This window comes from Methylocystis sp. sgz306128 (assembly GCF_056032725.1).
The window spans coordinates 46,289-69,129 of the sequence record NZ_JBVYWO010000012.1 but is presented as its reverse complement, the minus strand read 5'-3'; the positions used below and the strand labels follow the sequence as shown (position 1 = coordinate 69,129).

Genomic DNA, 22,841 nt, shown 5'->3' with positions numbered 1-22,841 from the left:
ACCCATAAAGGTCAGGCCGCAAGAACCCCGCCGCCTACGTTTCTCTTTCTTCCGATATACTTGTCAAACAACAGCGCCTCAAAATGACTCTCGCCATCAAGACACATTCAGTTTCTAAAACGTCCGGCATCTTCAAGATGCCATTCATTAAAAACCCAGCCACTCCGCAAGATTGCAATTGCAACCATACAATGAACTGCGCGACCCGCACCCCGTAAATTTGCAACCAAGCAAACTGAACCAAAGTCCAGAGGAGCAAAACCGCGCCGCCCGCTGTATCTCTCAGCGGCGTCGCTGTCCATGTAGTGGTGATTACAAAATCGTCTTCGATGTGTCAAACAATTTTTGCAATCAAATGAAAACAAAATGACAAGTCGCTCAAAAATCGGCGTTTTTCCAGACACGTGACAAATCGATGATGAGTTCGATTCCGATCAGAAAAAGACTCCGTCCAATCCAGATGAACCAAAGCCGCGTGGCGCTCGCCGGCAGAAGCCTATTTGGCGAGCCGGTTCATAAAGCGAGATCGGGTTCTCCGCCCAGAGGCACGATTCCAGTTGGATTGATATGCCGGTGGCTGCCGTAATAATGGCCCTTGATATGCGCAAAGTTGACCGTCTCACGCACCCGGCCGTACCAAAAGAGCTTTTTCATCAGATTGTTGATGTGCGGATAATCACGAATTTGCCGAAGATTGCATTTGAAATGACCAAAATAGACGATGTCAAAGCGGATCAGCGTCGTGAACATCCGCCAGTCGGCCTCCGTCAGCGCCTCCCCGCACAGATATTCCCGGGTCGAAAGCCGGCGCTCGATCCAGTCTAGCGTTTCAAACAGGGGAATCACAGCCGCCTCATAGGCCGCCTGCGTCGAGGCGAATCCGGCGCGATAGACACCGTTGTTCAAAGTCGTGTAAATGCGCTGATTGACCTCCTCGATTTCGGCCCGCAGCGCCGCAGGATAATAATCGCCTGCGGCCGCACCGACATCATCGAAGGCCGAATTAAACATGCGGATAATATCGGCCGATTCATTATTGACGATTTCGCCTCGTACTTTGTCCCATAATACCGGCACGGTGACACGCCCCGTAAAGACCGGATCGGACGCGGCATAAACCTGCCATAAATATTGCGCATTCTGGATCGGATCGGCGATCACGCCTTCGTCCGGCGTGAAAGTCCAGCCATCATCAAGCATGAGCCAATGAACCACGGAAACGGAAATCATCTGTTCAAGTCCCTTGATCAGCCGGAAGATCAGGGTGCGATGAGCCCAGGGGCAGGCAAGCGACACGTAAAGGTGGTAACGTCCCGGCTCCGCTCTGAAACCGGACTTGCCCGTGGGACCAGCCGAACCGTCGGGCGTGATCCAGTTGCGGATAGAACTCGCCGGCCGCACAAAGGCGCCGTTCTCGGTCTTGGCGAGATGCTGCTGACGTTCCCATTTGCCGTTGATGAGTAACCCCAATTTTCCAGCCCTCCACCATTGAATTGCCAAACTAAAGCGAAATATGCATAAAATCTAATGAAACATATAAGCTTTTTTATAAGATGAATAAGGGCGGATTGAAACCACGTCATATTCACGCGAAATGAGGCAATTCATGCTTGTATATATCCAGCCGACAATCGGCGGGCTTCTGATCGGTCTTTCCGCTGTCTTGCTGCTTGGCCTCAATGGCCGGATCGCCGGCATCAGCGGCATTGTTTCAGGGGTGTTTCATCCCGAGATCAAAAGCAACATATGGCGCGCGGCCTTCTGTATCGGCCTGATTCTGGGGCCGGTTCTGGTTCAGACCCTGCTCGGCCACCCAGTTATCGGCGTTCCTGCGGCGTCGGCGCCTGTGCTGGCGATTGCCGGGTTCCTCGTGGGCATGGGCACCTGCACCGGCGGCGGATGCACGTCGGGTCATGGTGTTTGCGGACTGGCCCGCCTCGCGCCGCGCTCCATCGCGGCAACTGCGATTTTCATGCTGACAGCAATCATTACAGTCTATGTGGTGCGCCATGTCCTCTGACTCAACCCCGGTCCGCTTCGCGGCCGCCCCAAACCAGATCAGCCTTATCCTGTCGGCATTGGGCGCAGGCACATTGTTCGGAACGGGCCTTGCCCTTGCCGGAATGACGGATCCGGCTGTCGTGCTGGGTTTTCTTGATTTCGCTGGCTCGTGGAATCCCGCGCTGATATTTGTGATGGGCGGCGCTGTTGTCGTAAGTTTTTTCGGCTTCCGCCTGATCTTGCGGCAGGAAAGGCCCAAATTCGCGCCTGTATTCAGCCTCCCGACACGCGCGCTGATAGATGCAAAGCTCGTTCTGGGCGCCAGTCTCTTTGGGATCGGCTGGGGTCTTTCCGGCTATTGCCCCGGCCCGGCCGTGGCTTCGGTCAGCAGTGCCGGACTGCCGCTTGTCATCTTCCTTTGTGCAATGGTCATAGGCATGCTGAGCGCACGTTATCTCACGCTGGCCGACATGGAAGGCCGGTGAACCACCCGCCCGGTCTTGTGGACTAGGCCGGGCCAGATGGCTGAAGCAAAAGCCTAGACTTCGTGCTCGCGCCGGTCAGCCTCCGTCACCATCGCCAGATCAAGGATTTTCTGGATCTTCGCCGCATGGCGGAATGACGGATCGCCATTACGCCCTGCGCGTACCGCCGCGACAAAGCGCTGGTAATTTGTCTCCACCGGCGGAACATCGAGATTTTCCCAATCGGCATTCTCAACATTGGCCCCCATGCAGGCGCGCAGAAACGAGCCATCCTTGCGATGCATCACCTCGAGCGCGCCCTTGTCCCCGTAAACACGCAGTTTCAGTTCATTGAGGTGTCCGGTCGCCCAGCGCGACGCATGGATGACGCCGAGCGCGCCATTTGCGAAATCCACCGACATGGTGAAACTGTCGTTGGCGTCGAGATCATATTCGCCGATCCTGTTGCCGGGTGCTTTATCAAAGGTCTTGAGCCGGGCAAAGACATGGTCAATATCAAGACCGCTGCCATAACTGGCGAAATCCAGAATATGGATGCCAATATCGCCCAGCACGCCATTGGACCCGTGCTTTCTGGAAAGACGCCAGAGCCATTTTGATTCGGTGCGCCAGTCGCCCCAGGCTTTCGACACCAGCCAGCTTTGCAGGTAGGACGCTTCCACATGCCGGACGACGCCGATCTCTCCGGCCATAACCATAGCCCGCGCCTGCTGCAGCGGCGCGACATTGCGATATGTGAGATTGACCATGTTGACGAGGCCGGATTTTTCCGCTGCCTCCGTCATTTCCATCGCACTGGTGAAACTGGTGGCGAGCGGCTTTTCGCACAGGACGTGCTTACCGGCCGCCAGCAGCGCCAATGTCGTGTCGTGGTGCACGTTGTCGGGGGTTACATTGGTGGCGGCATCGAACTGCCCCCAGTCCAGCGCCGCGTCAAGCGACGTGAAGCGCTTCTCGATATGATGCAGGTCGGCAAAAGCCGTTACGCGCTCTTCTGCCACATCGACACAGCCAACCAACTGCACGCCGTCTATTTTTGCAAAATGTTCGGCATGGCTGTTGGCCATGCCGCCCGTGCCCAAAATCAGCAAACGCATGTAAGCTCCTATTTATATCCGGCCTCTCCGGCCATGTGCAATTTGCCGCCGCGCTCGACAATCGGCTCCAGCGCCGTTTCAACCGGCACGTTGGGTGCGTCATGCACCTGCGTGTAGGCAGGCGCGCGATTATGGGCCCATTTGACCGCATTGCGCAAAACCTGCCCAATTCGCGCATCATGATAGGTTGGATAGGTCTCGTGACCGGGACGAAAATAGAAAATATGCCCTGCCCCGCGCTTATAGGTCAGGCCAGAGCGAAAGATCTCCCCGCCCTGAAACCACGAAATGAACACGGTCTCCAGCGGTTCTGGCACCGAAAAGAACTCGCCATACATTTCCTCATTTTCGAGCTCGAAATGCTCCGGCAGGCCCTGCGCGATGGGGTGCGATGGATTGACGACCCATAAGCGCTCGCGCTCGCCGGCCTCGCGCCATTTCAGCGAACAGGGCGTCCCCATCAGCCGCTTGAAAATCTTGGAATAATGCGCCGAATGCAGCACAATCAGCCCCATGCCCTCCCAGACGCGACGCGCGACGCGCTCAACGATCTCGTCCGCAACAGCGCCATGATCCTTGTGGCCCCACCACAACAGCACATCCGTCTCGGCAAGAACGGATTCGCTCAGTCCATGCTCCGGTTGCTGCAGCGTGGCTGTGCGCGCAACGATATCAGGATCCTGCCGCAGCGATGCTGCAATGGTTTGATGCATACCCTCCGGATAGATTTCGCCGACCACGGCGTTGATATGCTCGTGAATATTCTCGCCCCAGACTGTCGCGCGCGTCGTCATTATCAAATTTCCTTTATCTGACCATTCATGACCGGGACGGCCTGCCCTGCTCATTGAACCTGTGAATATGGCCTTCAACCGGCGTCACATGCAATATGGTTCCCGGTGCGTGGTGCACAGTTCCGACAACACGCACGGTCAGCGGCTCCTCCATGCCGATGTCGACATAAACAAACGAATCGGCGCCAAGATTCTCGGTATGGACAACAGGGCCGGACCAGACTCCATCCATGCGCGTGATCTGCAGATGCTCGGGCCGCACGCCCACCGTGTGGCACTGATAGACCGCCGCCCTGGAACCGGTGATGAAATTCATCTTCGGCGAACCGATGAAGCCCGCGACAAAAACCGAATTGGGCTTTTCGTAGAGTTCCAGCGGCGTGCCCACCTGCTCCACCACACCGTCGCGCAGGACGCAGATACGGTCCGCCAGCGTCATCGCCTCAACCTGATCATGCGTGACATAAATCATCGTGGTGTTGTTCATGTCGTGGTGCAGCTTGGCAATTTCGAGGCGTGTGGCCACACGAAGCGCGGCATCCAGATTCGACAGCGGTTCGTCGAACAGAAAAATGCGCGGATCGCGCACGATGGCGCGGCCAATGGCGACGCGCTGCCTCTGTCCGCCCGAGAGCTGCTTAGGCAGCCGGTCGAGATATGGCGTGATCTGGAGCAGCTTGGCGGCCTCGGCCACACGCTTTTCAATCTGCGCCTTGTCGCCCTTGGCGAGTTCCATGCCAAACGCCATATTCTCCGAAACCCTCATATGCGGGTAAAGCGCATAGGATTGGAACACCATGGCGATACCGCGTTTCGAGGGCGCCAGATGATTGACCACCTGCCCGTCAAAGATAAGCTCGCCCGAGGTGATATCCTCAAGCCCGGCAATGAGGCGCAGCAGAGTGGATTTGCCGCAGCCCGAAGGACCGACAAAAACCATGAATTCGCCCGACTCGACTTCGAGATCGACCCCCTTGATCACATTGACCGCGCCGAAGCTTTTGCGAAGATTTTTGATCTGAATAGCGGCCATCAGTCGCCCCCTTAACCTTTGACGCCGCCAGCCGTAAGGCCGGAGATGATTTTGCGTTGAAAAACAAGAACCAGCACGACAAGCGGAACCGTGACGATAACCGAGGCCGCCATGATCAGCCCCCAGGGAATCTCATGTTCCGAACTGCCGGAAAGCAGAGCTATCGCCACCGGAACGGTGCGCGTGGTGTTGGAACTGGTGAAGGTCAATGCGAAAAGAAATTCGTTCCACGCGCCGATGAATCCAAGCAGGCCCGTCGTCACCAGCGCTGGCCACATCAGGGGCAGAAAAACGCGGGTGATGATGATCCACGGGCTTGCGCCATCGACAATAGCCGCCTCTTCCACCTCAACCGGCAGATCTCGCATGAAAGTGGTCAGCACCCAGACCGTAAACGGCAGAGTGAAGATCGTGTAGGAAAAAATCAGCGCCCATATCGTGTTGAATATATGAAAGAAGCGGACCAGTTCGAACAATCCGGCCAGCACCGCGATCTGCGGAAACATCGAAATGCCGAGGATGGTCATCAATATGAGAGAACGCCCGCGAAACCGCACCCGCGCCAGAGCAAAGGAAGCCGTCACGCCGAGAAATAATGAAAGCGCAACCGTAAGACTGGCAACGAGCAGGGAATTTCCGAGATTTTCAATGAAATTACCATTGCTCAGCACATTCGTGAAATTGCCGAAATCAAATGAACTCGGGAAATATTCAATGAGAAAAATTGCCGATCCCGATTTAAAGCTTGTCAGCAGCGCGTAATAAAACGGGAAAACCGACACGACGACAATGATGACAACACCGAGATAGAACAGCACGCGCTTGAGGATATCAGTCAGCATCAGCGATCCCCCCCGTCAAAGCGCACACCGCCGATCCAGATATAGAGCCCCGCCATCAGCGCGATCAGCAGGAACAGCATGGTCGATTCCGCGGAGCCATAAGCGAATTTGTCAAAATCGATCAGGTTTTCGCGCGCCAGCACCGAAATAGTCTTGGTCGCCGAGGAGTTGGGCGTCAGCACATAAATGAGGTCAAAAATGCGCATCGCGTCCAGCATGCGGAAAATGATGGCCACCATCAGCGCCGGACGAACCAGCGGCAGCGTGATGCGGAAAAACTGCTTTACCGGATGCACGCCGTCTATTTCGGCAGCCTCGTAAATATCCTTCGGCACCATTTGCAGACCGGCCAGAATGAGCAGCGCCATGAATGGCGTCGTCTTCCACACATCCACCAGAAGAACGGCAAGCATGGCCGTCTCGTTGGTCGCCGTCCAGGCGATGTTATGATCAATCAGGCCAAGATGCTTGGCCATATCGTTGATGATGCCGAACTGGTCGCTCAGCATCCAGCGCCACATCTGCGCCGAGACGATGGTGGGAATCGCCCATGGGATAAGGATCGCCGCGCGGATGATCGAACGCCCCGGAAATTCGGCATTGAGGAACAGCGCCACGATCATGCCGAAAAAGGCTTCCAGCGTGACGGAAACAAGGCTGAAGCGGATCGTGTTCCATACGGCGTTCCACCAGGCAGGATCAGCCAGCAGGCCGGAATAGATACGCCGCCCGCTCTTCAAGGTTATCCAGCCGAAGTAATTGCCAAAGCCCACATAGGAGCTGTGGTAGAGATCGGTCAGCGAGGCATTGGTGAAGGAGAAATAGATCGTCCTTGCCAAGGGCCAGCCGGCGACAACGGCGAGCGCCATCAGCATCGGAACGAGGAACAGGCGCGCTGCCCTGAGCCGTTCCTTCGTGAGGTCCGAAACGCCGGGCACGACAACCAGAGCAACATCCGGTTCTGTCTGATTTTGCGACATTGACTCGTCTCCCATGCAGGGGGCCGAAAAGACACGGGCGCTTTGAGCAACCGCCCGCGTTCAGTTTGTCACTTCAGGCTGCAGCTACCACTTCGCGCCTTTGAGCTCGGTCAGTTTGGCTTCGAGTTCCTCAAGGTTGTCTGCGGCAGAGCCCTTGCCGGAAATGGTGTCATGCACGGCATTCCAGAACAGCGAAGACACTTCGTTATATTTCACCTTCGTTGGTGCTGACGGGCGCGGCACCGCATTCAGGAAGATTTCTTTCCAGCGCGGAATGATCGGCTGGGCTTTAGCTATATCCGGATCATCATAAAGAGAGATGATGGTTGGCAGATGCGATGCCTCAATGGCATTGGCTTTCTGATTTTCGGCCGATGCGAGGAACAGCGCCAGTTCGATCGCTTCCTTGGGATGTTTTGAATATTTCGACACGGCGACATTCCAGCCGCCCAGCGTCGCGGCAGATTTGTCCTGCGCCGAACCGGCCGGCAATGGCACGACATCAAATTTGCCCTTGATCTTCGAATCCGCACTGTTGCCCAGCGCATAGGCATAGGGCCAGTTGCGCATGAATACGGCATTGCCGATCTGCCAGACGCCGCGAGAATCCTCCTCGCCATAAGCCAGAACGCCGGTGGGCGAAATAGCGCCAACCCAGCCCCTGGCCCGGTCCAGCGCGGCAACCGCTTTCGGATTATTGATGGAAATGGTGCCGTCAGCTTCAACAATCTGACCGCCGCCGGAGGATTTCACCCATTCGAGCGCATCGCAGGTCAGTCCCTCATAGGCATTGCCCTGAAACACGAAGCCATAAATGTCCTTGTTTCCGGCTGCGCGCTCCTTGTCCTGAATTTCCTTTGCTGTCGCCGCCATTTCATCCCAGGTCTTGGGAGGGGTCTTGCCGTATTTTTCCAGAAGGTCCTTGCGATAATAAAGCGCCGGCGCATCGGTAAAATAGGGCAGCGCCACGAGCTTGCCGTTCACGGTCTGCGATTCGATGATGGACGGAAAATGCTGCTTGACCACATCCTTTGCTGCATCCGTCAGATCAAGGAACTGCGCGGCCAGTTGCGGCGCCCAGATCACATCGGTCTGATACACGTCTATGTCGGTCGAGCCAGCGGCGAGCCACAATTTATATTGGGCAAACTGATCCGTCGTCGACGACGGCATCGGCACCAGCGTGACGTGATTGCCGGTCTTCTTTTCAAACACCGCAAATTGCTGCTTGAGAAACTCTATATCCTTTCCGGTCGCGCCGGAAACGTAAGAGAGGTCCACGGCGAGCGCCGGCCCCGACAGAATGGTCGCGCCGACAAGGGCGCACAGCAGAGAAGATTTGAATTTCACTTTGTCCTCCCGAGACATTTTGTGCTTTCCGGAGGCAAAATCACCCTCATCTCCGGATGAAGCCGCTCCAACCGCTGATTATAAGGCTACAACGTTTTCAAAGCGCTTTAGAAACAACGTCACAAAAAGCCACAGATGAGTCAAGCGCAAATTCAGGCGGCGCCAGTTTCCGAAAAATTTTAATGCAGACGCGAGGTAAAAATCTAAATTCCGATTGGAATTATATACGGCATTTGAATAGTTTAATGCAGATTTTCCTTTATCGCGCTGACCACCCGATCCGCGATGGATAATTAGCCCACCTCTCACCTGTAATTCTGATGGAATTCAGATTTAATGAAAGCGCTTTAAAAACATATCGATTAGCCGGAAACCGGAACGAAACCGCCTGCTTATGGCAGGAAGCAACAAGATCAGACAGAACAAAAAAGGGGGAAAATATCTGAACGCGCTGGTCAGAAAGGTCTGAACCAGCAACACGCCAATTTTTTATGATTGAAATCAAATAAAAAATGGCGAGAGAGACGGGGCTCGAACCCGCGACCTCCGGCGTGACAGGCCGGCGCTCTAACCAACTGAGCTACTCCCCCGCAGCAATGCTTCGCAGTGCGTTGCAGAGGAGGCTCAGATACTTGGGGCAGACGGCGAAGTCAAGCGCCCTCACGCATCTTCTGCATCATTTGTTGAAAATTCTTCGTCAGTCTCCTCAACCGGAACGGCATAAGCTCCTGAAAACCAACGATGAAGATCGATATCGGCGCAACGCTTCGAGCAGAAAGGCCGATATTTTTTATCCACAGGCCGGTCGCACAGCGCACATTTTCTGGTTCCGAAGGAGGATAGAATTTCATTGTCCATGGAATCAGGAGCCTCAGGCAGAATGCCAGCTGGAGAGAACCGGATAGCCCTCGCCCATCAGCAGGGCGTAGGTTTCGTTTAGCGGCAGGCCGACAACAGAGGAATAGGAACCGATCATGCGCGACACGAACGCGCCTGCAAGCCCCTGCACGGCATAACCGCCAGCCTTGCCGCTCCATTCGCCATTAGCGAGATAGGCATCGATTTCAGCCGCGGACAGCCGCTTGAACCGCATGCGCGTTTCCACGAGCTTATGCCTTCGCCCGCCCTTTGGCGTGATCAGGGTCACGCCGGTATAAACGCGGTGCGCGCGCCCTGAGAGCAGCCGCAAGCAGCTTTCTGCTTCTTCCGTCAGTTCGCATTTGGGCAATATGCGCCGCCCGACAGCGACAACCGTATCCGCGCCCAGAATATAGGCCCCTGCAAGTTCGGGGCGGGCCTGCGCCACCTTAAAAGCCGCCTCTGCCTTTTCAGCGGACAAGCGTTCGGCCAGGCCGCGGGGCGACTCATTGCGCTGCGGCGTTTCATCGAGATCGGTCGGCAGCAGGGCGCTCGGCTCGATGCCGATTTGCTGCAACAGTGCCAGCCGGCGCGCGGAAGCAGACGCAAGCACAAGCCGCGGCCGCTCTGGTTGCGGCGCGGATGACATAGCGAACATCTGCGACAAATCCACCTGCGCCGGGTGTTGATCGTTCATTGTGTCACGCCTCTCTGTTTATGGGATAAGGCCTGACAAACAACTTATTTGAAGCGGTAGGTGATCCGGCCCTTGGTCAAATCATAGGGTGTCATTTCGATCAGAACTTTATCACCCGTCAACACACGAATTCTGTTCTTGCGCATCTTTCCGGCGGTATGCGCGATAATTTCGTGCTCATTTTCCAGTTTCACACGGAAGGTGGCATTCGGCAGCAGTTCGGACACGATACCCGGAAACTCGAGCAATTCTTCTTTCGACATATGATCCTATCTTTCAGCAACGGGCAAATTCATCGGCCCTGCATGGTTTATCCAGCTATAATATAGTGCAACATCGTTGTTTTGTGAACTGTTTGTTACGTAATCCCATCCGCGGCCGTCCAGATCACCCGGCGATTGCTGCGACAATCTCTGATTTTCGCCCATGAAATACAGTACCAGACAGGCATGCGCGCCCGTCAGCCCCGTTCCTTCAGCAATCGGGATTTCTCGCGGCCCCAGTCGCGCTGCTTCTCGGTTTCGCGCTTGTCGTGCAGTTTCTTGCCCTTGCCAATGGCAATCTCAACCTTTGCACGGCCCTTGTCGTTGAAAAACACCTTGAGCGGCACAATGGTCATGCCGTCGCGCTCAACCGCCTGCGCCAGCTTGGCGATCTCGCGCCCACGCAACAGCAGCTTGCGCGGGCGGCGGCGCTCATGGTTGAACTGATTGGCCTGCAAATATTCCGGAATATCGGCATTGACGAGAAAAAGCTCGCCATTCTTCACCTGAGCGTAGGATTCGCCGATAGTGGCCTTGCCGCCGCGCAGGCTTTTCACCTCCGTGCCGGTCAAGGCAAGCCCTGCCTCGAACACATCGCCGATTTCATAATTGAACCGGGCTTTGCGATTGTCGGCAACGATCTTGAAATTTGTCTGCGGCTTGGCGGCCAAAGTGAACCTCTATTCCTGCAAGATGCCGGCGTGAGCCATAGCCTTGCGGATAATCATATTGGTTGCCTCGGTGCCCGGCACAAGAGGCAGGCGCACTTCGTTGCGCATTCGTCCAAGCACCGACAGGCCATATTTGGCGCCCGTCACACCCGCTTCGGTGAATACAGCGGCGTGAAGCGGAATCAACCTGTCCTGCGTCCTGAGCGCGGTGGCGAAATCGCCAGCCAGACACTGCTCCTGCAGGTCCGCGCAAAGGCGCGGCGCAATATTGGAGACCACCGAAATACAGCCATGCCCGCCATGCACCATCACCGCCAGAGCGGTCATATCCTCGCCCGAAAGCTGGATGAAATCCGGCCCCATGGCGGCGCGCTGCAGCGAGATGCGCGCCACATTGCCGGTGGCATCCTTCACGCCGACGATATTCTTCAGCTCATAAAGCCGCTTCATCGTATCGACCGACATGTCGACGACGGAGCGCGGCGGAATGTTATAGATGATGATCGGAATGCCGATCGCGTCGTTCACGGCCTTGAAGTGCTGGTACAGCCCTTCCTGATTGGGCTTGTTATAATAGGGCGTGACCACAAGAACGCCATCGGCCCCGGCCTTCTCGGCATGGCGGGCGAGATCAATGGCCTCGCGCGTGTTGTTCGAGCCGGCGCCGGCCAGTACCGGCACCCTGCCCCGCGCCTCTGCAATGCAGATTTCAACGACACGCTTATGCTCATCGTGGCTTAAGGTCGGGCTTTCGCCCGTGGTGCCGACTGGAACCAGACCATGTGTGCCGGATTCGATCTGCCAGTTCACGAAATTCCGGAAGGCCGCCTCATCCACCGCGCCATGCTTGAATGGCGTCACCAGTGCGGTCATTGAGCCTCTAAACTTATTCGCATATGACATGGGCTTGAGTCCGATAATTTTTTTCAAGAGTGCTGCCAGACATAAAGGCTAGACCCGAAAAGGGAAAGAGCTTTGTCGTGCCCCTTGCCTGAGAATTTCCTGCCTTTATTGTGAATTTCGAAACAGGAGGCAGCATGATCCCCTCTTCCAACCCTATTCGACATCATTTCGTCACCTCAACCGACGGTTTGCAGTTGCATTACAGCGAGATCGGCGAAACGCTCGGCGGTCTGCCCGTCGTGTGCCTGCCCGGCGTCTCACGTCCAGCGGCGGATTTCGATTTTATCGGCGGAATGCTGAATTCAGGAAAGATCGGCAGGGCGCGCCGCATCATCGCCATCGACTATCGCGGCCGCGGCCTGTCTGAATGGGATAAGAACTCCGATAATTACTCGATTCAGGTGGAATATGAGGATATGCGCACGGTTCTCGCCCATGCGGGAATTTCCCGGGCCATTTTCGTCGGCACGTCACGCGGCGGCATTCAGACCATGTTCGCGGCTGTCAAGGATCCGGCTCTGGTGCATGCTGCGGTGCTGAACGATATCGGCCCCGTGATCGAAATTGGAGGCTTGATGCGGATCAAGGATTATGTCGGCAAATTTCCGCCCGTATCGAAATGGAAGGATGTTGTCGCAATTCTCAAGGCCAGCATGGCTGAACATTTTCCTGCTGTCTCCGACGCGGAATTTGAAACTTACGCCCGCATCACCTTCGTTGAAAAGAATGGCATCATCGTCATGCGCTACGATCCCGCCGTCGCAAAAACCTTTGAAGCGGTGACGCGCGATAATCCGCTGCCCGCCATCTGGCCGCTTTATGAGGCTCTGGCCGACGTGCCACTGCTGATTCTGCGCGGCTCGACATCAGACCTGCTTTCGCCTGCGACGGTTGAGGAAATGATGCTCCGCCATCCCGGCGCAGAATTTCATGAAATCAACGGACAGGGCCACGCGCCACTTCTGCTGGACGCGCCTTCCTGCGAGGTGATCGCCAGATTCATCGCCAAGGTCGATCCCTGATTGTCAGCAAGACCGCTGCTGCCCGCATAGGCGGACAGCTTCGGCGTCGTCCGTCTTATGCGTCCTGCGCCTGTGCCTCCACAACGGCAATGGCCGTCATATTGACAATGCCGCGCGCCGTGACAGAGCCGGTGACAACATGCGCGGGCTTGGCAGGACCCAACAGGATCGGGCCGACAGGCAGCGCATCGGCAACAACCTTGGTCAGTTGAAAGGCGATGTTGGCTGCATCGAGGTTCGGCATCACCAGCACATTGGCTTCGCCTTTCAGCGCCGATGTTGGCAAAACAATATCGCGGATCATCTGGCTCATTGCCGTATCGGCCTGCATTTCGCCGTCCACTTCCAGTTGCGGCGCGCGCTCGCGGATAAGGGAGAGCGCCTCGCGCATCCGCATGGCAGACGCACTGTCCGCTTCGCCAAAGTCGGAATGCGACAGCAAAGCGATTTTCGGCTCCATCCCGAAACGCGATACGTGCTCGGCGCAAAGAATGGTCATATCGGCCAATTCGCCCGCGCTGGGATTTTCGCGCACATGCGTGTCCGCGATGAAGAAAGCTCCCCGCGACGTGATCAGAAGGCTCATGGCGGAGAAATCCTGCACGCCGGGCGCCAGTCCGATAATGTCCTTAATATGCTTGAGCCGCGAACGGAAACGCCCTTCCAGTCCACAGATCATCGCGTCGGCAATACCGCGCCGCACGGCGATGGCGGCAATGATCGTGCTGTTGGTGCGCACCAGCGTGCGCGCGGCAGCGGGTGAAATACCCTTGCGCCCGGCGGCTTCGGCATATTCTGCAACAAATTCGCGATAACGCGGGTCATTTTCCGGATTGACGAGTTCGAAATCCCGTCCGGCGCGTATCGACAGGCCAAAGCGCTCCAGACGCGACTCAACGACATGCGGACGCCCGATAAGGATCGGAATGGCCAGCCCTTCTTCGATCACCACCTGCGCGGCGCGGAGCACGCGCTCCTCCTCGCCATCGGCATAGATCACGCGCTTGGGGTTGAGTTTTGCCTTTTCAAACAATGGCTTCATGATGAAGCCGGAGCGGAAGACAAAGCGCGAAAGCTGCTCGGCATAGGCCTTGAAATCATCGATCGGCTTGCGCGCCACGCCCGTATCCATGGCGGCTTTCGCGACAGCAGGCGCAATGCGCAGGATCAGGCGCGGATCAAACGGCGACGGGATCAGAGAATTTGCGCCAAACATCGGTGCTTCGCCGCCATAAGCGCGCGCCACAACATCGCTCGGCGCCTCGCGGGAGAGCTCGGCTATGGCATGAACCGCAGCCCGTTTCATTTCCTCGTTGATCGTGGTGGCGTGCACATCCAGCGCGCCCCGGAATATATACGGGAAACACAGGACATTGTTGACCTGATTGGGATAATCCGAACGACCGGTGCAGATCATCGCATCGGGGCGCACCTTCAGCGCCTCTTCGGGCATAATCTCCGGGTTGGGATTGGCCAGCGCCAGAATCAGCGGCTTGTCGGCCATGGTCTCAACCATATCGGGCTTCAGCACCCCGCCGGCCGACAGGCCGAGGAACACGTCAGCCCCGCCAATAACGTCCCGAAGGGTTCTCGCTTCCGTCTTCTGGGCGTAAACCGCTTTCCACTGATCCATCAGCTTGGTGCGGCCCTCAAAAACAACCCCTTCGAGGTCGCTTACCCAGACATTCTCGCGCTTGACGCCCAGCGCCACCAACTGGTTGAGACAAGCCAGCGCCGCAGCCCCCGCCCCGCTGGCAACCACCTTGACCTTGCTGATGTCCTTGCCCGCGAGTTCAAGGCCATTAAGAACCGCCGCGCCGACAATAATAGCCGTGCCGTGCTGGTCATCGTGAAAAACCGGAATCTTCATGCGCTCGCGGCACCGGCGCTCCACTTCGAAACATTCGGGCGCCTTGATATCCTCAAGATTGATGCCGCCAAATGTCGGCTCCAGCGCGCAAATGACATCGACCAATTTATCGACATTCTTTTCGTCGACTTCGATGTCGAACACATCGATACCGGCAAATTTCTTGAACAGGACGGCCTTGCCCTCCATCACCGGCTTCGAGGCCAGCGGGCCGATATCGCCAAGCCCAAGAACGGCCGTGCCATTGGAGAGTACAGCGACCAGATTCTGCCGCACGGTCACTTCCGCCGCCACTGCCGGGTTTTCGACAATGGCCTCGCAGGCCGCAGCCACGCCGGGAGAATAGGCCAGCGCCAGATCGCGCTGGTTGCCGAGAGGCTTCGTTGCCTGAATCTCAAGCTTTCCCGGCTTGGGAAAGCGATGATAGACCATCGCGCCAGAACGCAGATCATCCGACATATTTGAAGCCATACGACACCCCTTTATCAGCAAGCTTTTTTAGCGGCAAATGCGCAAAAGACCAAAGGGAGAATGCCGGTGGACGGATAACTTTTCGCAGAGTGGAAAAGTTAGCCGCAGCACATCACTGTCGATATACGGTCGGACTTATCCTTGCGTCGGCGACGGCGGAATCAGGAACGGCCGATGCTGGTGCAGTTTGACGCCATCCAGAATCGCCTCAAACTTTTCGAGATAATGCAACGCCATGCGCTTGGAACTGAACGTATCGCGCGCATATTCGTGACAGGTTCGCGCATCGTAGGTTCGGCTGAGGATCGCTTGCGCCAGATCATCCAGCGAACGCGAAGCGGAAAGATATCCAACGTCAGGAACAATCATCTCCGGCAACGATCCGTTCGGGAAACCATAAACCGGCGCACCAAAAAACAGGCTTTCGATCATCGCCAGACCAAAGGGCTCCTCCCAGAGCACGGGAAAGATAAAACCGCGCGAGCCGTTGAGAAGATCGAACTTCTGCTGCCCGCCGACCATGCCGTAAAACCTGGCCCGCGGCGTAAACGTGAAACGAAAACCGCGGCTCAGGTTAAGACGATTGCCGCCCAGCACCGCCAGAGTCACCTTGGCCATCTGCGCCACCTTGATCGCGCCGACGACATTCTTCACGCGCCACGAGGCCTTGCCAAGAAAATGAAAGTAGGTGCGCGGACGGTTAAAATCCACCTCCCCGTAAGCATCCCAGTTAAGGCCGTTATAAACATATTGATCAGAACTGTGGCGCTTCGCGTGATCCTGAGAAACGAACACCGTGTTGAACGGGCGCGAGTGGCCAATTTTCAGATTGCTGTGTTCGGTAACGAGATATGGCAGATCAAAGTCCGTATCGAGATCAAAATCAGGCGTAAACTTGAAATGCACCAGATCCACATCGCGCGGCATCTGCGGCTTGAGAGGCCGTTTTTTATCGTAGGGAACGACCCTTGCAAAATCGCAGTGCGAGCCCTCAGGCACCATGAAGGTGATCTGGTGCCCCAGTTTGGTGAGTTCCAGCGCAAGATCCCAGATGACACGCTCGGTTCCGCCATAAGCAAAGACTGGAACAGGAACCCGGTTGACGATCAGAATGTGCATCTTGTTCTCACCATGGACGGCAGGGACTGCGCTGGTTCATTTCGGCTGCAAATTCACCCGCAGGCTCAATTCGCGCAATTGTTTTGGGGTGGCCTCTGTCGGCGCGCCCATCAGCAGGTCCTCTGCGCGCTGGTTCATCGGGAACAGCGCCACTTCACGCAGGTTCTGCTCACCGGCCAGCAACATGATGATGCGGTCGACGCCCGCCGCCATGCCGCCATGCGGCGGCGCGCCATATTGGAAGGCGCGATACATGCCGCCAAAGCGATCGATCACCGTCTGCTCGGAATAGCCCGCGATTTCGAAGGCCTTCACCATCGCCTGCGGCTTGTGGTTGCGAATGCCGCCCGAGGCAATCTCGAAGCCGTTGCAGGCAATATCATATTGGAAGGCCTTGATGGTCAGCGGATCCTGATTTTCCAGTGCATCCAGCCCACCCTGCGGCATGGAGAACGGATTATGCGAGAAATCGACCTTCTTCTCGTCTTCATTCCATTCAAACATGGGGAAATCGACGATCCAGGCCAGAGCAAACTGGTCTTCGTCAATCAGTTTGAGCTCCTCGCCCACCTTGTTGCGCGCGACGCCAGCAAATTTATAAAACACATTCGGATCACCCGCGACAAAGAAGGCCGCATCGCCCGCCTTGAGGCCGAGCTGAACGCGGATAGCCTCGGAACGCTCGGGGCCAATGTTGTTGGCAATCGGCCCTGCCGCCTCGGCCCTGCCCTCTGTCTCGCGCCAGAAAATATAGCCAAGACCCGGCTGGCCCTCGGATTGCGCAAATGAGTTCATGCGGTCGCAGAATGTGCGCTGGCCGCCGGTGGGCGCCGGAATGGCCCATACGGCATTTTTCGCTGTCTCCAGCATCCGCGCGAACACTTTGAAGTTCGAACCGCGGAAATGCTCAGACACGTCCTGCATTTCAATCGGATTGCGCAGATCCGGCTTGTCCGAACCATATTTGCGCAGGGCTTCGGCATAAGGAATGCGCGGCCAGCCCTTGGTGACCCGCTTACCCTTGCCGAACTCCTCGAAGATTCCGGTAATGACAGGCTCAATTGTTGCAAAAACATCTTCCTGCTCGACGAAGCTCATCTCCAGATCGAGCTGATAGAACTCGCCGGGCAGACGGTCGGCGCGCGGGTCCTCGTCGCGGAAGCACGGCGCAATCTGGAAATAGCGGTCGAAGCCCGCCATCATGAGAAGTTGCTTGTATTGCTGCGGCGCCTGCGGCAGCGCATAGAACGTGCCAGGATGAATGCGGCTCGGAACCAGAAAATCTCGCGCACCCTCGGGGCTGGAGGCTGTCAGAATCGGTGTCTGGAACTCATTAAAGCCCTGCCCCATCATGCGGCTGCGCATGGAGCTGATCACCTTGCCGCGCAGCATGATGTTGTTGTGCAGGCGCTCGCGCCGCAGATCAAGGAAGCGATATTTGAGCCGCGTCTCTTCAGGATAATCGACATCGCCGAAAACAGGGAGCGGCAGTTCGGCCGCAGCGCCCAGCACTTCAACGCTTTTGATAAAGACTTCCACCAATCCTGTGGGAAGATTCGGGTTTTCCGTTCCGGCGGGGCGCGCGCGCACAAGACCGTTGATCTGCACCACCCATTCCGCACGGAATTTTTCAACGTCGCGGAAGGCAGGCGAATCCGGGTCGGCAACACATTGCGTCAGGCCATAATGGTCGCGCAGATCGATGAACAGCACACCGCCATGGTCGCGGATACGATGGCACCAGCCGGAAAGACTGACATCCTGGCCGATGGAATCCACGGTCAGTTCGGCGCAGGTATGGGTGCGATATCTGGATTTCAGCAGCGACATTTTTCTACTTTTCAGAGTTGAATTTTGCGAGGCGAGAGGTACATGCCGCCTCGCCTTTGTCAAGGATGGTTACAGGCCGAGCATCAATTTAAGGTTTTGCACAGCAGCGCCCGATGCGCCCTTGCCCAGATTATCGAGTTTGGCCACCAGAACGGCCTGACGCGCCGACTCATTGGCAAACACGCGGAGCTCCATATTATTGGTGTCGTTGAGGCTTTCGGCCTCAAGCTTGGTCACGTCCTGCGCCGACGGCACCAGAACCGGACCATCTGTTCCGTAATGCGCCCTCAGCGCCGCCTCAAGATCGGCTGCCTTAGGCCGCCCCGGTAAGGCATCGAGAAAAAGCGGAACCGACACCAGCATGCCCTGCGCGAAATTGCCCACCGACGGCACGAACAAAACACGCTGCCTCATGCCCGAATAGGCCTGAATTTCCGGTACATGCTTGTGCGCAAGGCCCAGGGCATATAATTCGAAACTTGGCGCGCGATGCGCCTGATAATCGGCAATCATGCTTTTGCCGCCACCGCTGTAGCCGGAGACGGCATTGATCGAAACCGGAAAATCGGCAGGCAGCAGCCCGGCATCCGTCAGCGGCCGCAAGAGCGCAATCGCACCCGTCGCATAGCAGCCGGGGTTGGCAACGCGCCGCGCCGAGGCAATGGCCGCGCTCTGGCTGCGGGCCAGTTCGGCAAAGCCATAGATCCAGCCGGGCGCCACCCGGTGCGCAGTGGATGCATCAAGAATTTTGGGAGCCTTGTCGCCCAGTTTATCCGCAATAGCGACCGTGGCCTTGGCGGCCTCGTCCGGCAGACACAGAATGACGAGGTCGACTTCCTGCATCAATGCTGCCTTGGCGGCATCGTCCTTGCGCAGATCAGGCGCCAGACTGCGCAGCACCACGCCGGGCATGGATTCGAGCCGCGCCCGGATTCCGAGCCCGGTTGTTCCGGCCTCTCCATCGATGAATATCTGCTTCACGTCGCGATCCTTTCGCTGCACCGCACAGCGAGCTTCGATTTATGCCAATTCGGGAGCTGTTTCAACGTGTTTCACGTGACCTTGCCTCATAAAGTAAAATTCTCCCGCCCAACGTTACGGAATAAATCTCGCGTCATTTGATCAATTATCGCTTCGCTGCCATTGAGAGGGCGCAATTCTCGCCTAATTACAACGTCAAACAATAAGGCGCCGGACGAGAGCCAGCGCCACTGGCCGGCATTAGTGTTTACAGATCAGTAAATTGCCAGCCCAACTTGATTCATTTTATGAATAACAGGCCAGATTATCCGCCGGCCTGAACAATACAGGAAGGAAAATTTCAATGAAAATCGCCTCCCGATTGATGATAGCCGCACTCGCGGGCACACTCGCCGCCAGCCCGGCCTTTGCAGAAATGATGCATTTCGAAGCGAAACTGAGTGGCGCTCAGGAAGTGCCGCCGACAACCTCCACCGGTACTGGCACGGTCGAAATAACCTATGACACAGCCACCAAGACCCTGAGCTGGAGCGGCACATATTCTGGCCTGACCGGCCCGGCCACAATGGCGCATTTTCATGGTCCGGCAGAAGCCGGTAAAAGCGCTGGCGTTGAAGTTCCGCTGAAAACAGTGACAAACCCGCTCAAGGGTTCGGCGCAGCTCAGCGATTCTCAGGCTGCCGATCTGAAGGCCGGCAAGCTTTATCTCAACATCCACACCGCGGCCAATGGCGGCGGCGAAATTCGCGGACAGGTTCTGCCGACCAAATAAGGCGCGCGGCCGACCGGTTCGGCATTGCTGCCCCGGAAAGCAAAAAGGCCGCGCATGAGTGATGCGCGGCCTGAAACGAAAGTCTGAAAAATCAGCGCTTCGAGAACTGGAAGCTTCTGCGGGCCTTCTTCTTGCCGTACTTCTTGCGCTCGACGACGCGTGAATCGCGTGTGAGAAAGCCTTCCGGCTTCAGTACGGCACGCAGTTCCGGCTCGAAATAGGTGAGAGCCTTGGCAATGCCGTGACGCACGGCGCCTGCCTGACCGGAGAGACCGCCGCCGGCGCAGGTGACAATCACGTCATACTGGGTCTGACGGTTAGCCACGACCAGCGGCTGATTCAGCAGCATCCGCAGCACCGGACGGGCAAAATATGTTTCCAGCGTACGGGCATTGACGGTGATCTTGCCGCTGCCGCGCTTCAGCCAGACACGTGCAACGGCATTCTTACGCTTGCCGGTGGCATAGGCGCGGCCGAGCTTGTCGAGCTTCTGGACATGCTTGGGAGCCTCCGGCTGTGCGGAGGTTGCAGACTTGAGGTCCTGCAGGGAGGAAATGGTATCAGCCATGTTCAGGCGCTCCGCTTGGCATTTTGCACCGAATTCTTCGGGCTGAGGGCTGCAACATCCAGAACAACGGGGGTCTGGGCTGCGTGAGGATGCTCGCCACCCTTATACACGCGCAGGTTGGACAATTGCTGGCGGCCCAGAGGGCCACGCGGCAGCATGCGCTGCACAGCCTTCTCGACGATACGCTCCGGGAAACGACCTTCCAGAATGAACTTGGCCGAACGCTCCTTGATGCCGCCCGGGAAGCCGGTATGGTGATGATACACCTTCTGGTCCCGCTTGCGGCCGGTGAACACTACGTGCTCTGCATTGATGACAATGATGTTGTCGCCGCAGTCAACGTGGGGAGTAAAGGTTGCCTTGTGCTTGCCGCGCAGACGAAGAGCGATGATAGTTGCCAAACGGCCCACAACGAGGCCCTTGGCGTCAATCAGCACCCATTTTTTGTCTACATTGCCAGCATTGGCCTGAAAGGTCTTGCCGAACATGTGTCTTTCCATCTTTAAATGAAACGGAGCCCGGATGAATCCAAGTTCCGAAGATGGGCGCTTATAGGAGAGGCCACCCTGTATTGTCAAACGGATTTTTCTGCTGGTCTTATAAAATAAATCATATTTTTCATATATTTAGATAAAAAGGTATTATTTTACCTTATTTTCGATGCCGGCCCGGCCTTGCCGCTCCGGCAAATATCCCGCAAAAACGCAAAATAGGTCTTCTACAGGGTTCGCCATGCACCTTCCGCGTCTGAACAAAGCCAATCTGCCGCTGCTCCCGGAGGCCGTACGGCCGCGCTATCCACTGGACACGCGGAAGGCCGGTATCGTTCATCTTGGTATTGGCGCATTTCACCGGGCGCATATGGCCGCCTATACCGACGATGTGCTGGCCAGCGGCGACATGGGCTGGGCGATCACGGGCGTGAGCCTGCGCAGTCCCGATGTGCGCAACGCACTCGCGCCGCAGGATGCGCTCTACACGCTTTCGGTCAGCGGCACACAGGGCGAAAGCCTGCGCGTCATCGGCTCAATTGCGGAGGTGCTCGTTGCACCGGAAGACCCTGAGGCGCTGATCGCGCTGATGAGCAACGCCACGACGGCGATCGTCAGCCTCACCATTACCGAGAAGGGCTATTGCCATCATCCGGCTAAGGGCCGCCTTGACCGCGAACATCCGGACGTATTGCACGACCTTGCCAATCCTGAAAAGCCGCGTTCGGCTCTGGGCTTTCTGGCTGCGGCCATTGCCCGTCGCCGCACTGCCGGAATCGCCCCCTTCACCATTCTGTGCTGCGACAATCTTCCCGCCAATGGCGCGACTCTGCTCCGCATCCTGACCGAATTCGCGGCGCTGCAATCACATGATCTGGCCTCGTTCATCGAGACCGAAATTGCCTGTCCCAATTCCATGGTGGACCGCATCGTACCCGCCACAACTGCTGAAGATCGTTCCCGCATATCGCAGGCTCTGTGCCTGTACGATGAAGCGCCTGTCGTAACGGAAGCCTTCAGCCAATGGGTGATCGAGGATCGCTTCAGCATGGGGCGTCCGGCCTGGGACAGATTTGGCGTGCTGTTCGTCGAGGATGTCGCCCCGTTCGAACTGATGAAACTGCGGTTGCTCAACGGCAGCCATTCCTCGCTCTCCTATCTTGGCTATCTGCTCGGGCACCAGACCGTGGCCGAAGCCATTGCCGATACCGACATTGCACGCTTTATCGGCCGCCTGATGCGCGACAGTGCGAAAACCCTCACTATGCCGGAAAGCATCGATCTTGCCGCCTATCAGGCGCAGCTTATCGCGCGTTTTGCCAACACGGCCCTCAGACACCGCACCTGGCAGATCGCCATGGATGGTTCGCAAAAGCTGCCGCAACGGCTGCTTGGAAGCATCCGAGACCTCATGGAGGCTGGACACGGCTTCGATGCGCATGCGCTCGGTGTCGCGGCCTGGATCCGCTATATTTACGGCACGGATGAGAAGGGTCAGCCGATCGATATCCGGGACCCGCTGCGCACCACCTTCGGGCAGATCAGAAGCGAAACCTCAGGCAGCGGCGATTTCATCGACGCAATTCTTGATATTGGCGCTGTTTTTGGTGATCTGCGCGACAATGAATTGTTCCGCAAAACCGTCAGCGCCGCGGCGCGCGGCCTGTTCGAAGGCGGCGCCCGCGCCGCTCTGCAAAATTTCTGACGTGATTTTTCGTTAAAAGCGCTTTAAGAACGATCCAA

The 22,841-nt window shown here is 56.9% G+C and carries 23 protein-coding genes and 1 tRNA gene; 5 read left to right on the top strand and 19 right to left on the bottom strand.

All coding sequences use genetic code 11. The features are described 5' to 3' along the window. Positions 1-513 precede the first annotated feature (513 nt). Entirely contained in the window at positions 514-1,470 is a 957-nt protein-coding gene (locus AC0N03_RS14970) for a glutathione S-transferase family protein (protein WP_474289634.1), read from the bottom strand. A 136-nt stretch (positions 1,471-1,606) separates the two neighbouring features. Between AC0N03_RS14970 and AC0N03_RS14965 the strand changes: the two genes are divergently transcribed. Further along, positions 1,607-2,020, top strand: coding sequence for a YeeE/YedE family protein (locus AC0N03_RS14965; RefSeq protein WP_474289633.1), 414 nt, complete (start codon positions 1,607-1,609; stop codon positions 2,018-2,020). Beyond that, positions 2,010-2,486 (top strand): DUF6691 family protein, encoded by a 477-nt coding sequence (locus AC0N03_RS14960; protein WP_474289631.1) that lies wholly within the window; start codon positions 2,010-2,012, stop codon positions 2,484-2,486. Before AC0N03_RS14965 ends, AC0N03_RS14960 begins: the two co-directional genes overlap by 11 nt. Positions 2,487-2,539: 53 nt before the next feature. Here the strand turns inward: AC0N03_RS14960 and AC0N03_RS14955 are convergent, their stop codons facing one another. The 12 genes from AC0N03_RS14955 to dapA form a co-directional block, all read right to left on the bottom strand. Then, entirely contained in the window at positions 2,540-3,583 is a 1,044-nt protein-coding gene (locus AC0N03_RS14955) for a Gfo/Idh/MocA family protein (protein ID WP_474289629.1), read from the bottom strand. An 8-nt stretch (positions 3,584-3,591) separates the two neighbouring features. Next, the gene (locus AC0N03_RS14950; RefSeq protein ID WP_474289627.1) at positions 3,592-4,377 is read right to left on the bottom strand and encodes a ThuA domain-containing protein; all 786 of its coding nucleotides are present in this window, start codon (positions 4,375-4,377) and stop codon (positions 3,592-3,594) included. Positions 4,378-4,402: 25 nt separating this feature from the next. After that, positions 4,403-5,410, bottom strand: a complete 1,008-nt coding sequence (locus AC0N03_RS14945) for an ABC transporter ATP-binding protein (protein WP_474289625.1) — start codon at positions 5,408-5,410, stop codon at positions 4,403-4,405. An 11-nt stretch (positions 5,411-5,421) separates the two neighbouring features. Further along, positions 5,422-6,252 carry a carbohydrate ABC transporter permease gene (locus AC0N03_RS14940; RefSeq protein WP_474289623.1) on the bottom strand — a complete coding sequence of 277 codons (831 nt, stop codon included), beginning with the start codon at positions 6,250-6,252 and terminating at the stop codon, positions 5,422-5,424. Beyond that, entirely contained in the window at positions 6,252-7,232 is a 981-nt protein-coding gene (locus AC0N03_RS14935) for a carbohydrate ABC transporter permease (protein WP_474289622.1), read from the bottom strand. The genes AC0N03_RS14940 and AC0N03_RS14935 overlap by 1 nt, the downstream gene beginning before the upstream one ends. Positions 7,233-7,316: 84 nt before the next feature. Beyond that, positions 7,317-8,600 (bottom strand): ABC transporter substrate-binding protein, encoded by a 1,284-nt coding sequence (locus AC0N03_RS14930; RefSeq protein WP_474289621.1) that lies wholly within the window; start codon positions 8,598-8,600, stop codon positions 7,317-7,319. A 495-nt stretch (positions 8,601-9,095) separates the two neighbouring features. Further along, positions 9,096-9,172 (bottom strand) — tRNA-Asp (locus AC0N03_RS14925). A gap of 70 nt (positions 9,173-9,242) precedes the next feature. Continuing rightward, positions 9,243-9,440, bottom strand: a complete 198-nt coding sequence (locus AC0N03_RS14920) for a DNA gyrase inhibitor YacG (RefSeq protein ID WP_474289620.1) — start codon at positions 9,438-9,440, stop codon at positions 9,243-9,245. A gap of 13 nt (positions 9,441-9,453) precedes the next feature. Continuing rightward, positions 9,454-10,089: a Maf-like protein gene (locus tag AC0N03_RS14915; RefSeq protein ID WP_474289640.1), complete on the bottom strand. Its 636-nt coding sequence runs from the start codon at positions 10,087-10,089 to the stop codon at positions 9,454-9,456. Positions 10,090-10,181: 92 nt separating this feature from the next. After that, the gene (infA, locus tag AC0N03_RS14910) at positions 10,182-10,400 is read right to left on the bottom strand and encodes a translation initiation factor IF-1 (protein WP_474289618.1); all 219 of its coding nucleotides are present in this window, start codon (positions 10,398-10,400) and stop codon (positions 10,182-10,184) included. Positions 10,401-10,597: 197 nt separating this feature from the next. Beyond that, the gene (smpB, locus tag AC0N03_RS14905; protein ID WP_474289616.1) at positions 10,598-11,071 is read right to left on the bottom strand and encodes an SsrA-binding protein SmpB; all 474 of its coding nucleotides are present in this window, start codon (positions 11,069-11,071) and stop codon (positions 10,598-10,600) included. 9 nt (positions 11,072-11,080) lie between these two features. Further along, positions 11,081-11,974, bottom strand: coding sequence for a 4-hydroxy-tetrahydrodipicolinate synthase (gene dapA / locus AC0N03_RS14900; RefSeq protein ID WP_474289615.1), 894 nt, complete (start codon positions 11,972-11,974; stop codon positions 11,081-11,083). Between the two features lie 134 nt (positions 11,975-12,108). Here dapA and AC0N03_RS14895 point away from each other — a divergent pair, with 134 nt between their 5' ends. Next, positions 12,109-12,996 (top strand): alpha/beta fold hydrolase, encoded by an 888-nt coding sequence (locus AC0N03_RS14895; protein ID WP_474289613.1) that lies wholly within the window; start codon positions 12,109-12,111, stop codon positions 12,994-12,996. A 55-nt stretch (positions 12,997-13,051) separates the two neighbouring features. On the opposite strand, the gene AC0N03_RS14890 is transcribed toward AC0N03_RS14895, so the two are convergent. The 4 genes from AC0N03_RS14890 to argC all read right to left on the bottom strand — a co-directional run bounded on the left by AC0N03_RS14890 (position 13,052) and on the right by argC (position 19,288). Beyond that, positions 13,052-15,337: an NADP-dependent malic enzyme gene (locus tag AC0N03_RS14890; RefSeq protein ID WP_474289611.1), complete on the bottom strand. Its 2,286-nt coding sequence runs from the start codon at positions 15,335-15,337 to the stop codon at positions 13,052-13,054. A 135-nt stretch (positions 15,338-15,472) separates the two neighbouring features. Beyond that, positions 15,473-16,456 carry a glycosyltransferase gene (locus AC0N03_RS14885; RefSeq protein WP_474289609.1) on the bottom strand — a complete coding sequence of 328 codons (984 nt, stop codon included), beginning with the start codon at positions 16,454-16,456 and terminating at the stop codon, positions 15,473-15,475. A gap of 36 nt (positions 16,457-16,492) precedes the next feature. Beyond that, positions 16,493-18,286: an aspartate--tRNA ligase gene (aspS, locus tag AC0N03_RS14880; protein WP_474289607.1), complete on the bottom strand. Its 1,794-nt coding sequence runs from the start codon at positions 18,284-18,286 to the stop codon at positions 16,493-16,495. Between the two features lie 69 nt (positions 18,287-18,355). Then, the gene (argC, locus tag AC0N03_RS14875; protein ID WP_474289606.1) at positions 18,356-19,288 is read right to left on the bottom strand and encodes an N-acetyl-gamma-glutamyl-phosphate reductase; all 933 of its coding nucleotides are present in this window, start codon (positions 19,286-19,288) and stop codon (positions 18,356-18,358) included. A 322-nt stretch (positions 19,289-19,610) separates the two neighbouring features. Between argC and AC0N03_RS14870 the strand changes: the two genes are divergently transcribed. After that, positions 19,611-20,039 carry a CHRD domain-containing protein gene (locus tag AC0N03_RS14870; RefSeq protein ID WP_474289604.1) on the top strand — a complete coding sequence of 143 codons (429 nt, stop codon included), beginning with the start codon at positions 19,611-19,613 and terminating at the stop codon, positions 20,037-20,039. Positions 20,040-20,130: 91 nt separating this feature from the next. Here the strand turns inward: AC0N03_RS14870 and rpsI are convergent, their stop codons facing one another. Both rpsI and rplM read right to left on the bottom strand, forming a co-directional pair. Beyond that, complete coding sequence (rpsI, locus tag AC0N03_RS14865; protein WP_474289602.1) at positions 20,131-20,607, bottom strand: 30S ribosomal protein S9; 477 nt, start codon at positions 20,605-20,607, stop codon at positions 20,131-20,133. A gap of 2 nt (positions 20,608-20,609) precedes the next feature. Then, positions 20,610-21,095: a 50S ribosomal protein L13 gene (rplM, locus tag AC0N03_RS14860; protein ID WP_474289600.1), complete on the bottom strand. Its 486-nt coding sequence runs from the start codon at positions 21,093-21,095 to the stop codon at positions 20,610-20,612. Positions 21,096-21,339: 244 nt separating this feature from the next. Between rplM and AC0N03_RS14855 the strand changes: the two genes are divergently transcribed. Next, the gene (locus tag AC0N03_RS14855) at positions 21,340-22,803 is read left to right on the top strand and encodes a mannitol dehydrogenase family protein (protein ID WP_474289598.1); all 1,464 of its coding nucleotides are present in this window, start codon (positions 21,340-21,342) and stop codon (positions 22,801-22,803) included. The last annotated feature ends 38 nt before the right edge of the window (positions 22,804-22,841 follow it).